Raw genomic sequence first — 18,170 nt, forward strand, 5'->3', positions numbered from 1 at the left:
AGTTTCAGTGCTGACAAATTTGATTAGATGCTTCATCTAATGCAGCTTTCAGTTTTTCCGAGAAGAGTTTGACCTCTTCGTTATTCAGTGGTTTCCCATCTTTTTTGGTGACAAAGAAAATATCTTCGGCACGTTCACCTAAAGTTGCGATTCGGGCTGAATGGATGTCTAAACCTTGCATCATAAATAAACCACCCACGCGTGCAAGTAGGCCGGGGTGATCGAGTGTTGAAATTTCGACCATATTTTGCTGTAAGGCTTCATTTAATGTTACATCTACTGTGTTTTCAATGTCGAAGTGACGTAACTGTCGTGGAATACGACGTTGCATGAGTCCCGGATATTGGTCTGGTTGGCTAAGCGCTTTCACTAATGCACTCTTAACGGTTTCTTCACGTTCTGGGTCAGTAAGCAAAGTACCGAAACGATCAAGTACAACATAGGTGTCTAAGCTAAACGCCGTACTTGCTGTGATAATTTTTGCGTCTTGAACATCTAGGTTCATTCGGTCTAAAACGGCAACAGTAGTCGCAAATAGGTTAGGTTGATCGCGAGTATAAATAAAGATTTGCACCGCATCTTGAGCTGCTTTACGGTGAGCACGCAAGAGGACTAATGGCTCTGGATTATCACCATGTTTTAAGATTGCTTGTGTGTGCCATGCAATTTCGTCTGCTGATTCTTTAATGAAGTATTCATCACCAAGTTCTTGCCATACTTTTTCGACATCTGCCAATGCGAAGTTATTTACCAATAATTCACTTGCCGCAAACTTGGTGTCTTCAATTAACATTTGGTAGTCAACGGGACGACCTAAACCTGTACGGATTACATCACGAGCGTGCGTATAAAGCTGACGCATAAGTGATGCACGCCATGTGTTCCATAGTTTTGGATTTGTCGCGTTAATATCGGCAACCGTTAAGGTATATAGATAATCAAGATGCTCCATATCGCCCAGTTTTTCAGCGAAATCTTTCACGACATCAGGATCAGAAATATCTTTTTTCTGAGCGGTCAAAGACATGAGCAAATGATTTTGAATGAGCCATGCAATTAATTTGCATTCACGTTCTGTAAAGCCATGTGCACGGCCAAACTCAATCGCGTCTTCTGCGCCGAGTTCGCTATGGTCACCACCGCGACCTTTTGCGATGTCATGGAATAAAGCTGCAATGAATACAATATCTTGACGGGCAAGACGTTGGAAAACTGAACTTACTACAGGGAATTCTTTAGCGAATTCAGGTTCTCTAAAACGATTTAAATTACGCAGCAATAATAATGTGTGAGCATCGACCGTATAGATATGGAACAAGTCATATTGCATAAGGCCCATAATTTGGCCAAAAGCAGGAATATAGTTTCCTAAAACACCATATCGTTTCATCGCAACCAAGGTATCGTATAAACGATATGGTGAGCGAATAATCGACATAAACAGTGCTTGATGTTCTGGATTATCGCGATAACTTTGGTTGATTCGTTTCGCAGCAAGAATAAGTAAGCGTAAAGTTCGAGCGCGAATACCTTCAATATCTGGTCGATTGGCTAAAATATAGAACAACTCTAAAATCGCGCTTGGATGCTCTGCGAATATTTTGTGATGTTGTACGGCAAGTTTATTATCGACAATTTTAAAGTGATCGTTAACAACTTCAATTTTGCGTTCATAGTTGGGGAGTCGAGGAGTAATCACTGACTCGCTAAAATACGCCAGCAACATTTCATTGAGTGTTGAAACTTGCTGCGCCGTACGATAGTAGCGTTTCATGAACTGCTCAACACCATAATTTACAGGTTGGCCTTCTTGACGCACATATCCAAATTTGGCGGCAATTTCCCTTTGGTGGTCAAAGAGTAAACGGTTTTCATCACGTTTAGCTAAACGGTGTAAATGATGTCGAATTTCCCAAAGAAAACTTTCAGCTTCTTCTAAAACTGCCAATTCAAACTCTGAAATGAAACCTAAATGCACTAAGTCATAAATGCGGTTTACGCGGAAGTGGCGTTTGGCAATCCAGCCAATTTGATTAATGTCACGGATACCGCCTGGTGCATTTTTAATATCGGGTTCTAAATTACTTTCAGTATTGTTGTGTTGATGGTAACGCTTGGCTTGTTCGGCCATCTTTGCGTCATAAAATGTTTTATCTGTCCATGTCTGCGAAACAATACGGCGAGGCCATTTCGCAAGCTGACTATTGCCAGTAATTAACCGCGCCTCAATTAAAGTTGTTGCAACGGTTAAATCGGTAGCGGCCTGTTCAACACAGCTTTGAATCGTGCGAACACTAATGCCAGGTTTAAAGTTTCCAACGTCCCATAAAGAAGAAATAAATGTAGAGATACGTTTTTCGTTTTCTTCGTTAATTTCATGCTCCGATAGGATCATGATATCGACGTCGGAATAGGGCAACATTTCACGGCGCCCATAACCACCTACAGCAAAAAGGCCCAGTTCTGTCTGATCGAGTTCAGCATGTTTCCATAAAAAGATCAGTGCTTCATCTACTAAATCTGAACGGGCTTTAATGATTTCACGAATAGATTGCCCATTTTCATATGAATCTTGCAACTGCTTTTCTACATCCGTTCGCCATTGATTAATGGCTTTAATATCATGATGACTTGAGACATAGTTCAACAATGGCGATATATTGATCATGAAAATGGGTCTACCAATAAGTAAAAATTAAGAGTTTGTTTGAACGCTTACTTGATCAGCGGTTTCTTTCGCTAAAGTACGAGCAAGATCAGTATTTTCAGCACGAGCGGTTGCTACACCCATACGACGACGTTTGAAACCTTCTGGTTTGCCAAACAGGCGTAAATCGGTGTCAGGGTGTGTTAAAGCTACATTGAGATTGCTATAACTTAAATTGTTAGCATCAACTCCAGCATAAATTACTGCACTTGCTGCAACACTGTGGCGTGCTGTATTTACAGGTAAACCTAAAATTGCACGTGCATGCAGTTCAAATTCACTTTGAAATTGAGATGCTAAAGTTACGAGACCGGTGTCATGTGGGCGAGGTGAGACTTCACTAAACCAAACCTTATCGCCTTTAATAAACAGTTCTACACCAAAAATACCACAGCCACCAAGTGCAGTTGTCACTTTATTTGCAATACGTTTTGCTTCTTCGAGTGCCACCGCCGTCATTGGCTGAGGTTGCCAGCTTTCTACATAATCACCGGCATCTTGGCGGTGACCAATTGGATCACAGTAATGAGTTTCAATTTCACCAGTTTCAGGGTTTTTAGCGCGAACGGTAAGTAATGTAATTTCAAAATCAAAATCAATTTGAGATTCAATAATAACTGTGCCTTGGTTAACACGGCCACCTTGCATTGCATATTCCCATGCAGCATCGACTTCATCGAAACTTTTTACACGAGACTGTCCTTTACCAGAAGAAGACATGACCGGTTTTACAAAGTTTGGATAACCAATGTCATCGCAAGCGGCGCGGAAGCTTTCGAGCGTATCAGCAAAACGATAAGCAGAAGTAGGTAGGCCAAGTTCTTCAGCCGCAAGACGGCGGATGCCTTCACGGTTCATTGTGAGGTTTACAGCTTTAGCAGAAGGGATGACAGTTGCTGTTTTGCTCGCTTCAATTTCAAGTAAAACTTCTGTCGCAATTGCTTCAATTTCTGGAACAATTAAATTTGGTTTAATTTTCTCGATGAGTTGTTTTAATTGGGCAGAATCTGCCATGTTTAATACATAAGAAAAATGTGCAACTTGCATTGCTGGTGCGTGATCATAACGGTCGGCCGCATGTACTTCTACACCAAGGCGTTGTAAGGAAATTACAACTTCTTTGCCAAGCTCTCCTGAACCTAACAATAAAACTTTAAATGCAGAAGATTGAAGTGGGGTACCGAGTGTCACGCTCATGCGAATCATCCTGACAAAATTATTTTTTTAAGCATAGCAGAACTTATGGTGGAGTTAAGCCTTATCATGCATAAAAAAAGTAATTTTGTCGGACAATTAAAAAAGTGGTTTTTAGATATTAACCTGATAGTTTAAAAGCAATTCATCCGCATTTTTACCACGGATGCCCCAATTTTCTTTAGGTGTTTCAAAAATAGTAATTTCAATGTCTTGTGGAGAAATTCTACATTGTTCTTGAATATTACGAAATAAGGTTTGAATAAGCTGCTTTTTAGTGGCTGCACTGCGGCCTGCAAACATTGAAAGTTCAATAATAATGTAATGCTGGCTTCTGTCAGAAGGGTAAATGAAATTTCCTGGTTTAAGGCTAATAAAACGTTGAAATCTTTTCTCAACAGGATATTTCAATTCTTCAATAAGCGCTTGATGGATTGCATGAGAAAGTAATTCTCGGTACTGCATAATGGTTTGTTCATTTGCATAAATTTTAACTTGTGACATTTTTATCTCTATATAAGTAGCTAAGGTTATCTTTTTAATCAATTCAAAAATTAAATTTTCCAAGCCAGAAGTTTCAATCTTAAACGCCTCTGGCCAGATTTTATTTTATATAAGGAAGATAAGTTTATCTATTTATAAAGGTAAATAAGTATAGATCAGACCATAAACAATTGCGGCAGTTAAAGTTGCTGGTACGATTTTCTTAAATTTAAAATAAAGACCTGCTAAAACTAAAAAACCGATAAGCATTGCGAAACTCTTATTGGGAGTTTCAAGGAGAGGTGGAAGGGTAGCAACTACAAGCATGGCACTAATTGCAGATATTCCAATACTCCCTAAGGCAATTTTGATCCAGATTGAGCCGCGTCTTTGTTGGCTGCCCTGTAGTTTTTGTATTACGAAAAAAGGTCCAAAGCGTGAAGCAAAATTGGCTATACCCACAATAATGCCGACCAGAATAATTTCTAGGTTCATATTAAGCCTCAACCTCATCATGCTGTTTCAGCACATAATGTTTAAATAGACCAGCTAAAATTCCTGAAAAAATACCTATAAAAATAGCGGCTGATAAGTTAATCCAATAACACGCCAGAGCTGAAACTACTAAAGATACAGCAACAACAAGGCTATGCTTTCGTTCAAACGCTGCTAATAAAAAACTTAAAAATAAAGCAGGTAATAAGAAGTCTAAAGCTGCTTGTAAAAACTTTGGTAAATGAGCAACTTGATCGGCAAATAATCCACCTAATAAAGAGCCACTTGCCCAAGCCATCCAACTAAATAGGCTTAAGCCAAGCATCCAAGACTCGGACCATTGTTGTTTGCGCTGTGAAAGTTGGATCATTCCACTGGCAAAAACTTCATCGGTTAAGCCCCAAGCCCATACTGCGGTTTTCTTAAGATTTAATTTGTTTGGAATCAGGTTGTATAGAGCAGGTCCATAAAGGACATGGCGAATATCTAGTGCAATGACTGTTAATGCTGTTAGCCAAATGGATGAACCGCTAGCCAAAAGCGCGACAACCAAGAATTGGCTAGCGCCTGCGTACATTGAACAAGATAGAAAAAAGGCTTCCCATGGTGTAAAACCAAACTGAGATGCAGAAACGCCAAAGGCAAAAGAAACGGGTAAATAAGTGAGTACGATAGCTTGGCTATCTTTGGCGCCTTGCCAAAAAGTTGCTGTTTGGGCAGGCATCAATTGTTGTTCGGACACAATACACCTTGGCAATAAACCAAATGATAAAAATACTTGAAAGATTGAGTATTGTAGCCGAATTTAATAGCATAGTGCCGAAATGTTTAATCGGCAGTTTGATATGTTCAAGGCAAAGATTCGTTTAGTTTATATCGCCATGATGAGTGCAGGTATTTTTACATTACAGGGCTGTGATAATGGTAATCAAGGTGCAGAAAAAAAAGTAGAAATTAAGCCAGCACCGAAACTAACCAATGATGCAACTGTTTATGCTCAAAAAGCATGGACATTGATTAACACGGTTGAGCATTTAGTTTATGAAAAACAACTCAGCCAAATTGATGACAAAGTTCGTAAACCTTTACGCCAATTGAGTACAGACTGGCGTATCAATGTGAAAATGACAGATTCGGTCACTGAAGGTAAATATGCGCTTTGCCGTAAAGCTTTAACGAGTCTAGATGTATGGGCGCGCGAAACGCTTGAAAATAATAGTTCGGTTGCTCAGAAACAGGCAGATTATGAGCGTGATAAACAACAGTGTAAGGAAGCGATTGAAAACCCGAATTTAGGAAACACATCTCCTAAATAAAGCCTATACATATAAAAAAGCGAGATGATCAATCTCGCTTTTTTGCTTTTAAACGATAATGAGTGAATGTGAATTACGGTTTTGTGGCAGCTTTAGCGGTGTTTGCAGTTTTCACAGCATCTTGTTTCATTTGATGAGTCATTTGCTGTGATTCATGTTGAGCATGTGTCGCGCTGGTCATTGCATCATGTTTTTGAGTGCTTAAGTCTTTTTTAACATCCTGTTTAGTTTTAGTTACCTCTTTCTTGGCTTTTTGAGCGGTAGTTTTTCCATGTACAGCTACACATTTTCCACCTTTGTGATTTGGTCCTGTACCGCCTTGTAGTTGAGTTCCTTTAGGGCATGCAAATGCCGAGACACTTAACATAGCCAATACGCCTGCTGTAAGAATTGTTGGTAATTTTTTCATGTTAATCAGCGCCTTGTTGAGTATTATTGCTCAGCTTGAGTGTAGGATGAAAATATCTGCTTTAACACATTTATTTTGTGGAAATAGAGTTTGAACAATGTTTTGATTTGCAGTGTTATCTAATTTTTTAATTTAATTTTAAGTTTTTATTATTTAGCCTCCTGTGTAAAGATTAGGATTGTGCTTGAGCAACTATTTTCAATTTCTCAATATCTAGAATCTCAATTTTTCTAAAAGCAATTTTGATAATTTTCTGTTTTTCGAGCAGGCTCAGCTCATGATTGATTGTCTGTCTAGATGTAGTCAGCATATTTGCCAATTGTTCTTGAGAAATATGAATTTGACGATCTTGAATAAGAATATGGTTACCATATCCTTCTAAAATGAAGAGAAGACGCTGAGCCAGCCTTTGAGAAATACTACGTGTTTGGATAGCAATCTGTTCTAAGAAAACATACCTGAGTTTTTGGCTCGTTAAACGTGCAAAATAGTACCAATAATATGGATTTTCCTTGAGTAGATCATTTAATGGTTTTGCAGGAATATGTAGAACTGTACTTTTTTTCAATGCAATCGCATCGTGTGAGCGCGGTTCATGATCAATCAATGATATTTCACCAAACCACATGATTGGCTCAGCAATAGCAGAAAGAGCTTCATTACCATTTACATCGACATAACCCAAGCTAATCGAGCCTTCAAGTACGGTATAAATGCCATCAAATAGATCTTGAGCATGGAAAACATAGCTATTTTTCTCAAAGGTGATTTGTTTGCCATGTTCTAAAATAAAATTTTGGAATGTTTCCGGAAGCACACTAAACCATGTGTTTTCTTTTAGTCGGTTAATATAAATTAGGTCCAAAATTCGGTCATCCATGAAAAAATTCATTACTTTGTCAAATAGCTGACAACTTTACGTTTTCCTTATATGTACAGTATGACTATATGTAAGTGAATAGGGAATAACTCATGTCAAATCTGGAGCAAGAGCTTAGCAAATATGCGGCTTACCACTTAAATCATAAAAATATTTTGACGCACTTTATCGGTATTCCGCTCATCGTGTTTTCAATTTTGTGTTTAACCGCAAGAGCTGGAGTCGATATTGGTAGTTTTAAACTGACTTTAGCCATAGTCCTGATTGCAGCTAGTACGATCTATTATTTTATTTTAGATAAAGTATTTGGCTTACTCATGCTCATTATCTTGGTTGCTTTGTATCCACTGGCGAGCCAAATTGCACAGTTATCTTTTGGAGAATGGTTAGCAGCAAGTATTGGTTTCTTTGTGGTGGGTTGGGTCTTTCAGTTTGTGGGACATTATTTTGAAAAGAAAAAACCCGCCTTCGTTGATGATGTGATTGGACTCGCGATAGGACCGTTATTTGTATTGGCAGAATTTATATTTATGCTAGGTTTTAGAAAGCCTTTGCATGCGCGTATTTTACAAGAGGCGCGCAGTAAACGAGAGGCGATGGATTTTAGTCATTAAATATAAAAAAAGCCCCAATATGATGGGGCTTTTTTTGAGCTTTAACTTAAACGTTAAAACGGAAGTGCATTACATCGCCGTCTTGAACAACGTAAGTTTTACCTTCTAAACGCCATTTACCAGCTTCTTTAGCGCCGTTTTCACCGTTGTATTGTACGAAGTCATCATATGCAACAACTTCAGCACGGATGAAGCCTTTTTCGAAGTCGGTATGAATCACACCAGCGGCTTGAGGAGCGGTTGCGCCAACTTTTACTGTCCATGCACGAACTTCTTGTACACCAGCAGTGAAATAAGTCTGTAAACCTAAAAGCGCATAACCTGCACGAATAACTACGTTTAAGCCTGGTTCTTCCATGCCCATTGCTTCTAGGAATTCAGCACGATCTTCATCTTCTAATAATGAAATTTCAGCTTCGATTTGGTTGCAAAGCGGCACAACAATCGCATTTTCTTCAGCAGCAAGTTTTTTAACAGCTTCTAAATGTGGATTGTTTTCAAAACCGTCTTCTGCAACGTTTGCAATGTACATGGTTGGTTTCAAAGTCATTAAACCAAAACCACGAATTAATTTGCGTTCGTCATCAGACAAATCAGCCGCGCGAGCTGGTTTACCTTCGTCAAGTAACGGTTGGATTTTTTCTAAAACTGCTTTAGTTGCTACAGCTTCTTTATCGCCGCCTTTAGCAACTTTAGTTAAACGTAAAATTGCTTTAGCAACAGTCTCAAGGTCTGCAAGTGCAAGTTCAGTATTGATAGTTGCAATGTCGTCTAATGGATCAATTTTACCATTTACGTGAATGACGTTTTCGTCTTCGAAACAACGTACAACGTGTGCAATTGCATCAGTTTCACGAATGTTAGCAAGAAACTGGTTACCCAAACCTTCGCCTTTTGATGCACCAGCAACAAGACCTGCAATGTCTACAAATTCCATAGTGGTCGGCAAAACACGCTGAGGGTTAACAATTGCAGCAAGTTTATCTAAACGTGGATCTGGAACAGGAACAATACCTGTGTTTGGCTCAATGGTACAGAACGGGAAGTTTTCCGCTGCAATCGCTGCTTTAGTTAATGCATTGAAAAGGGTAGATTTCCCTACATTTGGCAGACCAACAATACCGCAATTAAAACCCATGAAAACCACTCACAAATGTGTAAATTAAAAATTGTGGCTGATTTTACATGAAAGCCATGACAAAGTCATGGCTAGAGCAGGGTTCTGTTGTGTTTAAACTTTACGTTTATCGAGTTGCTGGGCTAATGCATCACCAGTCGCTTGTACTAACATGACTAAAACAATCAATACTAAAATAACAGCCAACATAATTTGCATATCAAAACGTTGATAACCATATCGATAAGCAATGTCTCCTAAGCCACCTGCACCAATAGCACCAGCAATCGCAGATGAATTAATCATTGTCACTATAGTCACTGTAAAGCCTGCCACAATACCTGGCAAAGCCTCTGGTAAAAGTACGTGCCAGATAATTTGTTTGCGGTTACAACCCATGGCTTGTGCAGCTTCAATTAAGCCTTGATCGACTTCACGTAGGCTGACTTCTGCAATACGGGCAAAAAACGGAATGGCCGCAATCGTTAAGGGAACAACCGCTGCCCAGACCCCATAACTTGTCCCGACAATCCAGCGAGTAAGCGGAATAAGCGCAACCATTAAAATAAGAAAGGGTACAGAGCGAGTAATGTTGATGACCCAACCTAAAGCCTGATTAATCTTTTGTGACGGATGAATGCCGTGCTCAGAAGTACAGACTAAAACAACAGCAATCGGTAAGCCAATTAAAAAAGCAATAAATGCAGATGCACCTACCATGAGTAAGGTATCTACAGTTCCAGTAATTAATAAATCAATGAGCTGGTCGTGCATAGCCAAGTACCTCAAATTGTGCAATTGCAGTTAATGCATCTTGTCGTATAGATGAAATATCAATTTCTACGTTAGGAATACCGACTAAAAGTGAACCAATAATATGCCCTTGAATGGTATCGACCTGACTTTGATATAAAATGACGGGCGCTTTAAATTTGGCAAGTAATTCTTGAATATCGGGAACCTGATGTGCTTCAGCCTCATATTTCAGTTTTACAATAATATGAGTCGAATCTTCATCGGGTAGAGGACTGATTTTAAAAGGCAGGGTAATTTGCTCAAGGTTTAACAATTCTTGAGTAATTTGTTGTTCTGGTCGTGAAAATACAGACCAAACTTGTCCAGCCTCTACTATCTCACCTTGATCAATCACCACCACTTGATCACAAATTTCTCGAATGACCTGCATTTCATGAGTGATGAGTACAATCGTTAGACCCAGTTCCTGATTAATCTTTTTAAGTAAAGCCAAAATAGTGGCGGTACTTTCAGGGTCAAGTGCCGAGGTGGCTTCATCACAAAGCAAAATTTCTGGGTGGTGCACAAGTGCACGTGCAATACCGACACGTTGCTTTTGTCCGCCTGAAAGTTGCGATGGGTAGTAGCCAGACTTATCTGCAAGACCTACGAGTGCCAGAACTTCATTTACACGTTGATCGATATCTACTTTGTTGTAATTGGAAACTTTTAAAGGCAATGCCACATTTTCCCAAACCGTTTTTGCAGACATTAAATTGAAATGTTGAAAAATCATTCCAATTCGTTGACGGGTTTGAATGAGTTCAGCATGGCTCAATTCAGCAATATTTTGTTGATGAATATGAATACTGCCTGTATTTACTTGTTCTAAGCCATTTAAAGTGCGGAGTAGGGAAGATTTTCCCGCACCACTTTTACCAATAATGCCTAAAATCTTACCTTGAGGAATATCAAGGTTAATATCTTTTAATGCATGCAGTTTTTGACCTTGCGATTGGTAAAACTTATTTAAACCGCGAATTTTGATATGGGGTAGAGAAAAATCAACTTGCGATCCAAAACTCACCATCATCATTCTCCTTATTTCCAGCCTTGAAACCACATACCTTTACCAAAGTCTTTATCCAGAATGTCTTGTGCTTGTTTTGAGTTCTGGAATGCTTTAACAAAGGTTGCAAGTTTTTGGTTTTTGTCTTGGTAATCGCGACGAGTCACAAACAAAATTGCATATTTTTTATCGATTGGGTCTAAAAATAATGCGCTATGTGGGTCGGTTACCTTTGCCATTTTTAAGTAGTGGGGGAAGCCGAAAATTAAATCGACATCGTTATAGGCATGTGCTGTCTGTGGGCCTTCAACTTCAACAAAGCTCAGCTGTTTAGGATTAGCTATAATGTCTTGGGTTGTTGAAAGTTCATTATTAATATCTTTAAGCTGAATTAAGCCAGCACGATGCAATAAAATTAAAGCACGGGCTAAATTAACCGGATCATTTGGAATGGCAACACGTGCATTTAAAGGTAAATCTTCAAGTGATTTATATTTTTTTGAATATAAACCCACATGACTTCCTGAACCCACACCAAATGCATGTAAGTCATAACCCGTTTCTTTAACAGCATTACGTAGAAATACGCTTTGCTGGAAAAAGTTTGCATCAATATCGCCGTTTTGTACGGCAACATTGGGTGCCCGCCAATCAGAAAATTCAACGAGTTTGACATGAACGCCTTGCTTTTCTACTTCATTGGCAACGCTTTGTAATAGCTCAGCATAAGGCGGGCTAATGCCAATCGTTAAAACATCATCGGCTTGTTTTTTTTTAATATAACGGTAACCGACAGGGCCCAGAACTACGATTAAAATCGTAATTCCGAGTAACCAAGGCTTATGCTGTTTGAACTGAATCGCCATAATCTTTCCGTTATTATTTCCAGCCAGGGAACCAAAGTTTTGGCCCAATTTCAGCGTCTAACACAGCTTTAACTTTTGGCGAGTTTTGATAGATCTCAACAAATTTCTTTAATTTGTCGCCCTTATCTTCATAGTCATCACGCACTACAAACAAAATGGCATAACGTTTATTGGTATTGTCATCTAGTAAAAGCGCACTATTAGGGTCTGCTGTTTTTGCTAAGCGCAAGTAATGTGGATAGCCAAAAGCCAAGTCAACATCATCAATTGCACGAGCAGTCTGTGGTCCTTCAACCTCAATAAATTGCAAATTTTTAGGGTTTGAAACAACATCTTTGAGTGCAGATAAGTGATTATTTGAATCTTTAAGCGTAATTAACTTAGCTTGTTGTAAAAGAAGTAGGGCACGTCCTTGATTCACTGGATCATTTGGAATGACTACGCGTGCGTTTTGTGGCAATTCATCAAGACTTTTATATTTCTTTGAATACAGTCCCACATGTGAGGCTGCACCTACTGCAAATGCCTTTAACTTAAAGCCAGTTTCTTTAATTGCATTATCTAAGAAAGGTTGATGCTGGAAAAAGTTCGCATCAATATCCCCATGATTTAAGGTAATGTTTGGGGTATTCCAGTCAGAAAATTCGACCAGTTTTACATTTAAACCTTGTTTCTTTGCTTCATCGGCAGCAGCTTGTAAAGGTTTTGCAAATGGTGGACTAATGCCAATCACAAGTTCATTTGAGCCACTTTGTCGATGTTTATTCCATAGGAACAAAGCAACAAAAAGGACTACAACGACTAAGCCTATGCCTAGCCATTTTTTAGAGGCTGTTTGAGCCATGTCTATCTCCAAATTTAAGCGGTTATTTCTTCAATTTTTGTTAAGTTTTTGCTGTTGTTATAGGGACTACATCGGAACGCTTGAACAGGGTGCTGTTCTGGTAAATGATCACCCCGATTAAAAATTTTGTTCCGTAGTGAACCCGTTTTATATGCAGTTTTATAGCGACCACGTTGTTGTAGCTCTGGAATGACCAAGCGTATAAAGTCATGGTGAGACTCAGGGGCAACTGTACGTGTCAAATTAAAGCCATCAATATCAGTCTCATCTAAAAGATGAATTAAGTATTCAGCAACCTCTTCGCCACTACCCACAATAAGGGGATAACGACCACCTAAAACATGCTGAGCTTTTAAGTCATTTTTTGTGATTTGCTGTTCTTTAAACTTTTCGGTAATCGAAACAATGCTGTTACTTTTTTGGTAAGGAATCGCTTCATCGTCAGCAAACTTACTTAAGTCAATGCCTGTTGAACTCGCATAATGCGCTAAGCCTGCTTCAGGGCTCGCATACTGACGATATTCATTAAGTTTTTGTACAGCCAGATCATGTGTTTCGGCCACAACAACAGTTATGCCGACAAACACTTTAATATCATTCGCTGAGCGTCCTTGCTGTTCGGCAAGAGTACGAATCTTTTTCACTTGTTCGCGAATTTTTTCGGGTTTGTCACCGCCAATAAATACACATTCAGCATGACGTGTTGCAAACTGCATACCTTTAGGTGAAGCACCTGCTTGAAATAGGGTTGGAGTGCGTTGCACAGAAGGAGATACCTGAAACACACCTTCACTCTGGTAATACTTTCCATGGTGGTGAATGGTATGCACCTTAGATGGATCTGTAAAAACACGCTGTACTTTATCTTTTTTAACGGCGTCGTTTTCCCATGAACCTTCCCAATATTTATAGCAAAGCTCTAAAAATTCTTCAGCTTGTTCATAGCGAGCATCGTGGTCTTTTAAACCTTTTTGACCAATTAAGCGTTCCGCACTATCTAGATAACCTGTCACGATATTCCAACCAATACGACCTTGAGTTAAATGGTCGAGACTCGCAAAGCGGCGGGCAAATTGATACGGATGCTCATAGCTTAAGTTCACAGTGACCCCAAAACTTAAGTTTTGAGTGACTGCCGCCATTGCTGAAATGAGTGTAGACGGGTCATGGCTCGGAAGCTGAATGGACTCTTTTAAAGTCAGATCAATACCATTTTGATAGACGTCATACACACCGGTAATATCGGCTATAAACAAGCCATCAAATAAACCACTTTCTAAGGTCTTGGCTTGTTCTGTCCAATAACTGAGTTCGTTAAAACGATGTGATTCATCACGTGGATGTGTCCATAAGCCATGATTGATATGGCCAACACAGTTCATGTCAAAGGCATTGAGTAAAATCTCTTTCGCTTTGAAATCTGCCATTACAATGTCCCCCGACGAGGTGGAAGCACACCGTTAAGCACATAGTTCCCAATAAAGTAATATTTCCATCGTGCGGCATCATGTAAGGTATGTACTCGCGCATTACGCCAGAAACGATCTAGGCCATCTTGTGACTGACTACCACGGCTTCCTGCAAGTTCAATCAGCTTAGACGATGCTTTGAGTGCGATATCGGTACTATGAGCACGTACTTTAGCCACATCAATGGATGCTTTAGCAATGCTTTCAGGTGTGGTCTCAATTTTTGCGGCATCAATTGATTGAGCTGCTTGTTTTAATAAAACTTCACTTGCTCGTACATCTACAGCAATGCGTCCTAGCTCATAAATCGTTAAAGGATCTTGGTTGGCTGTTTCTACATTTGAATCAATCCATGGGCGAGCTTGATGCACTCTTTGCAAACTTTCTTCAAAGGCTGCACGTGCAATACCTACCTCAATCGATGCATGCATAATTTGCGCAAAAGGACCCACTAAGGTTGGCTGTAAAAATGCAGTATCAAAAGGAATAACATCATCTGCATCGACAAAAACCTGATCAAACTTGACCGTGCCGCTGCCTGTCGTTTTCTGTCCAAAGCCAGACCAGTCATCAACAAGTTTTAATCCTTGTGAACCACTTTTTACAAAGGCTAGATACTCTCGACCCGCATTGTCTAAAACTAAGGTTGGAATACGGTGAGCAAATAAACTTCCTGTGCAGTAAAACTTTTCACCCTGAATCAGGTAGCCATTTTCATGCGGACGAATATTGGTTTGTTTATGAGTTGAAGTTTTGGTTTTAAACTCAGCAAGTGCATTACCAAAGCGAGTGCCATTTAAAACTTCGCTATATAAACGTTGTTTTTGAGCTTCTGTGCCTGTATTGCGCAATACTTCTAAAGCATAAAAATGGTTTTGTGGAATTTGTCCGATTGAACCATCGGCACCGCTTAAAAGTGCAATCACTTTAGCAACTGTATGGCTTGAAACTTCGGCACCGCCATATTGCTTTGGCACTGTAATTGCCCAGAGACCAGATTGGCTCAAAGCATCGATTTCGGTATACGGTAAAATTCGTTTAGCGTCTCGCTCAACTGCAGTTTTTTTAAATTGCTCAGCAAATTGTTTGGCAACTTCTAATGCTTCAACATCATTTTGAATAATGTGCGCTTGGCCCGATGCCGATGTTTGTTTAGTTTGAACCGATTGATATGAAGTCATGACAATTTCTCCTTAAATCCAAGCATGGCGGGCAGGGAAATGACCATTAAGGTAATAATTGCCAATGGAATGTAATTTCCAGCGAACAGGGTCGTGTAAGGTATGTACACGGGCATTTCGCCAATGTTGATCTAAATTATGTTGGCTTAAGCTTGAACGACTACCACCCAGCTCCAGCAATTTTTCTGAAATTTGTAGAGCCGCATCATTGGCGTAGACTTTCGCTTCAGCAACCAAAATTGAAGCTTTAGCTACTTGTTCATCAGTCACCGTTTGAAGTTGATCAAGTTCATCTAAATACTCAGCAGCTTCATCAAGCAGTAAAATTGCAGCATCGAGCAAAATATTTAACTTACCTACCTCTTGCAGGGTGTAATGTTCAAAGCTGGCTTTTTCAACCTTTGCATCAATAATTGGGCGTGCTTTATGAATAGTCGATAAAGTATCGTCAAATGCAGCTTCTGCAATCCCCACATCAATGGCAACTTGTAATAACTGAGAATAAGCACCGCGATAGGTTGGGGTTTGCGTCAATAATCGTTCATCAAAAATAAGTTCAGGATTAACTTCAACTTGATTTAATTTAACTGTACCGCTCGCTGTAGTACGTTGACCAAATCCATTCCAGTCATTAATGACTTCAATGCCTTGAGCATCCGAGTTAACAATGACTAAAACCACATGACCATCAGGATGAATCGCTTTAATCGCGAGCCAGTGTGCAAAGCTCGTACCTGTAGAATAAAACTTTTCGCCGTTTAAAATATATTTGCCGTTCTCAACAGTAAGAGTGGTTTTTAAGGTTTTTGAATCATGGGTATTACGTTCTGGCCCACCGTTGGCAAGACGTTTACCTGCTAATATTTCTGAAAAGATAAATTGTTTTTGTTGTTCTGTGCCCATGATTTCGATCAGGTTTAACAGGCTAATCTGATTTTGTGGAATCTGACCAACATTCGCATCACCTTTACTCAAAATACGGAAAACTTGAGCCAAAGTTTTATTGGAAACAAAAGCACCACCGTATTTTTTTGCAATGCGAATACCACCTAGGCCTTTTTGACTAAAGTTTTCTATTTGCTCATGCGGTAATAAGCGTTGTTGATCACGTGTATTACGACCCTCTAAAGCATAATCCGCCACTTGATAAGCAGCATTAATCGCTTGTTGATCATTTTGAATGATTTGGACGTATGCAGTCGTTTTTGATAGAGAATTAGACATAATGACACCTTGTATTGCTGTCATTACCTTACAAAAGAAATATTTTTCCACTAAACGAGGACTTATGCTCAGCTTATGAAATAAAGTGCAAAGCATTTTTTTTGCTTTTTAATGAAAAAATAGAGATATTGAAAGATTATAAAAAACAATAGTTTAAGTTTGCTATGTGGAAAAATAATAATAGAATTGGTTTTAATATGAAAAAGAGCAATAAGTACGGTAAAAAAAGATATAAAAAAAATAGACTTAAGTGTCAGTGAAAAATGAGCACAATATCCATTGTTTTAACTAAAAATAGCTTCTAAAGTATCTACTTACCGACGACCATTTTTGTACAAATAGTCAAATAAAAATAAACGTGGAGATTTTATGCGGGTTTTGTATCAGTTTCCTTTGTCCCATTATTGTGAAAAAGCTCGCTGGTTGTTAGACCATAAAGAACTTGATTATGTGGCTCATAACTTAATTCCAGGATTTCATCGTGCTTTTGCACAACTCAAAACAGGCCAAAATTTACTGCCTATTTTGAAAGATGATCATCAATGGATTGCTGAATCGACTAAAATTGCACTTTATCTGGATGATACTTATCCGGAGCATTCACTGTTACGTCGTGATGAACAATTAAGGCAGCAAACATTAAAAATAGATAGCTTGGCTGATGAGCTGGGTATTCATGTCCGTCGTTGGGCTCTAGCTCACACGTTGGCACATGGAGACCATGCTTTAGAAATTATGATGGGTGAACAAGGCTATTTACGTCAGTTTGAAAAAATATCGAAGCCATTCCTCAAAACACTGGTAAAGAAGAACTATAAACTTGAAGAAGAGCTAGTCAACCAGTCAAAAGAGCGCATGGATGAACTCATAAATGAACTAAATAACTGCTTAATCGAAAATCAGGCACGTTATATGGTGGGCGATCGCTTAAGTCTTGCTGATATTGCTGTATGTTCTATGCTTGCTCCTTTATTAGAAATAAAGGGTACGCCGTGGGAGCGGGAAGAGGCTGAAGGTGTTTCGGAAGAATGGAATAACTATCAACAAAATTTACTCGATTTACCTCTAGGTCAGTATGTTTTAAGAATATATCAAACTGAGCGTAATGCGCGAGTAGATTGGCGCGGAATTTAAAATTATAAAATGCCCTGAGAAAATCGGGGCTTATTTTTATCTTTGCTAGTTATTTTATTAATGTAGATATTACTATCAATTTTCTAAATGATTTTTATTAAGCCATTTGTTTATATTATTTTGATGCCAAAATTACTTTTTACAATATAAATTCCATTTTATCTAAATGACTAATAACTTTAATTTTTATGATTTTTTGGAAAATACATTTTTTCTAAATACTATTTTTAGCCAAAGTTAAGCCACTTTATTGTGCATGTGTTTACAATGTAATCAATAATTGCCACATTTAAGTGTAAATAGATGAGCTTAATAATAGACAGAAGATTAAAACATAGATTAAAGTAGAAACATGTGAGCAGTTTTAAAGGTATTAATTCTGCAAAACAGATTGAATAGAATAAGTGAAGCAAATGGATGGGTCCGACTTGGA

18 protein-coding genes are annotated in these 18,170 nt (G+C 38.8%); 3 read left to right on the plus strand and 15 right to left on the minus strand.

The features are described from left to right. Window positions 1-4: 4 nt before the first annotated feature. The 5 genes from glnD to J663_RS11310 all read right to left on the minus strand — a co-directional run bounded on the left by glnD (window position 5) and on the right by J663_RS11310 (window position 5,603). Window positions 5-2,668: a [protein-PII] uridylyltransferase gene (gene glnD / locus J663_RS11290; RefSeq protein ID WP_033849770.1), complete on the minus strand. Its 2,664-nt coding sequence runs from the start codon at window positions 2,666-2,668 to the stop codon at window positions 5-7. 27 nt (window positions 2,669-2,695) lie between these two features. Beyond that, window positions 2,696-3,913 (minus strand): formate-dependent phosphoribosylglycinamide formyltransferase, encoded by a 1,218-nt coding sequence (gene purT, locus J663_RS11295; RefSeq protein ID WP_081404710.1) that lies wholly within the window; start codon window positions 3,911-3,913, stop codon window positions 2,696-2,698. A gap of 102 nt (window positions 3,914-4,015) precedes the next feature. Beyond that, window positions 4,016-4,405, minus strand: coding sequence for a tautomerase family protein (locus J663_RS11300; protein WP_017386770.1), 390 nt, complete (start codon window positions 4,403-4,405; stop codon window positions 4,016-4,018). A 132-nt stretch (window positions 4,406-4,537) separates the two neighbouring features. Next, the gene (gene ygaH, locus J663_RS11305) at window positions 4,538-4,879 is read right to left on the minus strand and encodes an L-valine transporter subunit YgaH (protein WP_002133404.1); all 342 of its coding nucleotides are present in this window, start codon (window positions 4,877-4,879) and stop codon (window positions 4,538-4,540) included. Between the two features lies 1 nt (window position 4,880). Beyond that, window positions 4,881-5,603 (minus strand): AzlC family ABC transporter permease, encoded by a 723-nt coding sequence (locus J663_RS11310; RefSeq protein WP_001111398.1) that lies wholly within the window; start codon window positions 5,601-5,603, stop codon window positions 4,881-4,883. Window positions 5,604-5,724: 121 nt separating this feature from the next. Between J663_RS11310 and J663_RS11315 the strand changes: the two genes are divergently transcribed. Beyond that, the gene (locus J663_RS11315) at window positions 5,725-6,195 is read left to right on the plus strand and encodes a hypothetical protein (protein WP_025465550.1); all 471 of its coding nucleotides are present in this window, start codon (window positions 5,725-5,727) and stop codon (window positions 6,193-6,195) included. Between the two features lie 73 nt (window positions 6,196-6,268). Here the strand turns inward: J663_RS11315 and J663_RS11320 are convergent, their stop codons facing one another. Together J663_RS11320 and J663_RS11325 are read right to left on the minus strand one after the other, a co-directional pair. Further along, window positions 6,269-6,604 (minus strand): hypothetical protein, encoded by a 336-nt coding sequence (locus tag J663_RS11320; protein WP_033849775.1) that lies wholly within the window; start codon window positions 6,602-6,604, stop codon window positions 6,269-6,271. Window positions 6,605-6,776: 172 nt separating this feature from the next. Beyond that, the gene (locus tag J663_RS11325) at window positions 6,777-7,484 is read right to left on the minus strand and encodes a Crp/Fnr family transcriptional regulator (protein WP_033849776.1); all 708 of its coding nucleotides are present in this window, start codon (window positions 7,482-7,484) and stop codon (window positions 6,777-6,779) included. Window positions 7,485-7,576: 92 nt separating this feature from the next. Between J663_RS11325 and J663_RS11330 the strand changes: the two genes are divergently transcribed. Continuing rightward, window positions 7,577-8,098: a DUF962 domain-containing protein gene (locus J663_RS11330; RefSeq protein ID WP_033849778.1), complete on the plus strand. Its 522-nt coding sequence runs from the start codon at window positions 7,577-7,579 to the stop codon at window positions 8,096-8,098. Between the two features lie 46 nt (window positions 8,099-8,144). On the opposite strand, the gene ychF is transcribed toward J663_RS11330, so the two are convergent. The 8 genes from ychF to J663_RS11370 all read right to left on the minus strand — a co-directional run bounded on the left by ychF (window position 8,145) and on the right by J663_RS11370 (window position 16,627). Next, window positions 8,145-9,236 carry a redox-regulated ATPase YchF gene (gene ychF / locus J663_RS11335; protein ID WP_033849780.1) on the minus strand — a complete coding sequence of 364 codons (1,092 nt, stop codon included), beginning with the start codon at window positions 9,234-9,236 and terminating at the stop codon, window positions 8,145-8,147. A gap of 93 nt (window positions 9,237-9,329) precedes the next feature. Beyond that, window positions 9,330-9,989, minus strand: coding sequence for a methionine ABC transporter permease (locus J663_RS11340; protein ID WP_033849781.1), 660 nt, complete (start codon window positions 9,987-9,989; stop codon window positions 9,330-9,332). Beyond that, entirely contained in the window at window positions 9,970-11,046 is a 1,077-nt protein-coding gene (locus J663_RS11345; protein WP_081404711.1) for a methionine ABC transporter ATP-binding protein, read from the minus strand. The genes J663_RS11340 and J663_RS11345 overlap by 20 nt, the downstream gene beginning before the upstream one ends. 5 nt (window positions 11,047-11,051) lie before the next feature. After that, a complete protein-coding gene (locus J663_RS11350) occupies window positions 11,052-11,885 on the minus strand; it encodes a MetQ/NlpA family ABC transporter substrate-binding protein (protein ID WP_033849785.1) in 834 nt (277 codons plus the stop codon). A 13-nt stretch (window positions 11,886-11,898) separates the two neighbouring features. Continuing rightward, the gene (locus tag J663_RS11355) at window positions 11,899-12,729 is read right to left on the minus strand and encodes a MetQ/NlpA family ABC transporter substrate-binding protein (protein WP_000079412.1); all 831 of its coding nucleotides are present in this window, start codon (window positions 12,727-12,729) and stop codon (window positions 11,899-11,901) included. 14 nt (window positions 12,730-12,743) lie between these two features. Continuing rightward, complete coding sequence (locus tag J663_RS11360; RefSeq protein ID WP_033849788.1) at window positions 12,744-14,156, minus strand: LLM class flavin-dependent oxidoreductase; 1,413 nt, start codon at window positions 14,154-14,156, stop codon at window positions 12,744-12,746. Beyond that, complete coding sequence (locus tag J663_RS11365; protein WP_033849790.1) at window positions 14,156-15,379, minus strand: SfnB family sulfur acquisition oxidoreductase; 1,224 nt, start codon at window positions 15,377-15,379, stop codon at window positions 14,156-14,158. Before J663_RS11365 ends, J663_RS11360 begins: the two co-directional genes overlap by 1 nt. A 12-nt stretch (window positions 15,380-15,391) precedes the next feature. Continuing rightward, a complete protein-coding gene (locus tag J663_RS11370; RefSeq protein ID WP_081404712.1) occupies window positions 15,392-16,627 on the minus strand; it encodes an SfnB family sulfur acquisition oxidoreductase in 1,236 nt (411 codons plus the stop codon). Between the two features lie 345 nt (window positions 16,628-16,972). On the opposite strand from J663_RS11370, the gene J663_RS11375 reads away from it, so the two are divergent. Next, complete coding sequence (locus tag J663_RS11375) at window positions 16,973-17,737, plus strand: glutathione S-transferase family protein (protein ID WP_033849794.1); 765 nt, start codon at window positions 16,973-16,975, stop codon at window positions 17,735-17,737. The last annotated feature ends 433 nt before the right edge of the window (window positions 17,738-18,170 follow it).

It is taken from the genome of Acinetobacter sp. 826659 (genome assembly GCF_000588515.1).
Classification (GTDB): Bacteria; Pseudomonadota; Gammaproteobacteria; order Pseudomonadales; family Moraxellaceae; genus Acinetobacter; species Acinetobacter pittii.

Bases quoted from the DNA above. Each gene is read 5' to 3' on its own strand.
- glnD (WP_033849770.1), bottom strand. From the start codon at position 2,668: ATGATCAATATATCGCCATTGTTGAACTATGTCTCAAGTCATCATGAT.
- purT (WP_081404710.1), bottom strand. From the start codon at position 3,913: ATGATTCGCATGAGCGTGACACTCGGTACCCCACTTCAATCTTCTGCA.
- J663_RS11300 (WP_017386770.1), bottom strand. From the start codon at position 4,405: ATGTCACAAGTTAAAATTTATGCAAATGAACAAACCATTATGCAGTAC.
- ygaH (WP_002133404.1), bottom strand. From the start codon at position 4,879: ATGAACCTAGAAATTATTCTGGTCGGCATTATTGTGGGTATAGCCAAT.
- J663_RS11310 (WP_001111398.1), bottom strand. From the start codon at position 5,603: ATGCCTGCCCAAACAGCAACTTTTTGGCAAGGCGCCAAAGATAGCCAA.
- J663_RS11315 (WP_025465550.1), top strand. From the start codon at position 5,725: ATGTTCAAGGCAAAGATTCGTTTAGTTTATATCGCCATGATGAGTGCA.
- J663_RS11320 (WP_033849775.1), bottom strand. From the start codon at position 6,604: ATGAAAAAATTACCAACAATTCTTACAGCAGGCGTATTGGCTATGTTA.
- J663_RS11325 (WP_033849776.1), bottom strand. From the start codon at position 7,484: ATGGATGACCGAATTTTGGACCTAATTTATATTAACCGACTAAAAGAA.
- J663_RS11330 (WP_033849778.1), top strand. From the start codon at position 7,577: ATGTCAAATCTGGAGCAAGAGCTTAGCAAATATGCGGCTTACCACTTA.
- ychF (WP_033849780.1), bottom strand. From the start codon at position 9,236: ATGGGTTTTAATTGCGGTATTGTTGGTCTGCCAAATGTAGGGAAATCT.
- J663_RS11340 (WP_033849781.1), bottom strand. From the start codon at position 9,989: ATGCACGACCAGCTCATTGATTTATTAATTACTGGAACTGTAGATACC.
- J663_RS11345 (WP_081404711.1), bottom strand. From the start codon at position 11,046: ATGATGATGGTGAGTTTTGGATCGCAAGTTGATTTTTCTCTACCCCAT.
- J663_RS11350 (WP_033849785.1), bottom strand. From the start codon at position 11,885: ATGGCGATTCAGTTCAAACAGCATAAGCCTTGGTTACTCGGAATTACG.
- J663_RS11355 (WP_000079412.1), bottom strand. From the start codon at position 12,729: ATGGCTCAAACAGCCTCTAAAAAATGGCTAGGCATAGGCTTAGTCGTT.
- J663_RS11360 (WP_033849788.1), bottom strand. From the start codon at position 14,156: ATGGCAGATTTCAAAGCGAAAGAGATTTTACTCAATGCCTTTGACATG.
- J663_RS11365 (WP_033849790.1), bottom strand. From the start codon at position 15,379: ATGACTTCATATCAATCGGTTCAAACTAAACAAACATCGGCATCGGGC.
- J663_RS11370 (WP_081404712.1), bottom strand. From the start codon at position 16,627: ATGACAGCAATACAAGGTGTCATTATGTCTAATTCTCTATCAAAAACG.
- J663_RS11375 (WP_033849794.1), top strand. From the start codon at position 16,973: ATGCGGGTTTTGTATCAGTTTCCTTTGTCCCATTATTGTGAAAAAGCT.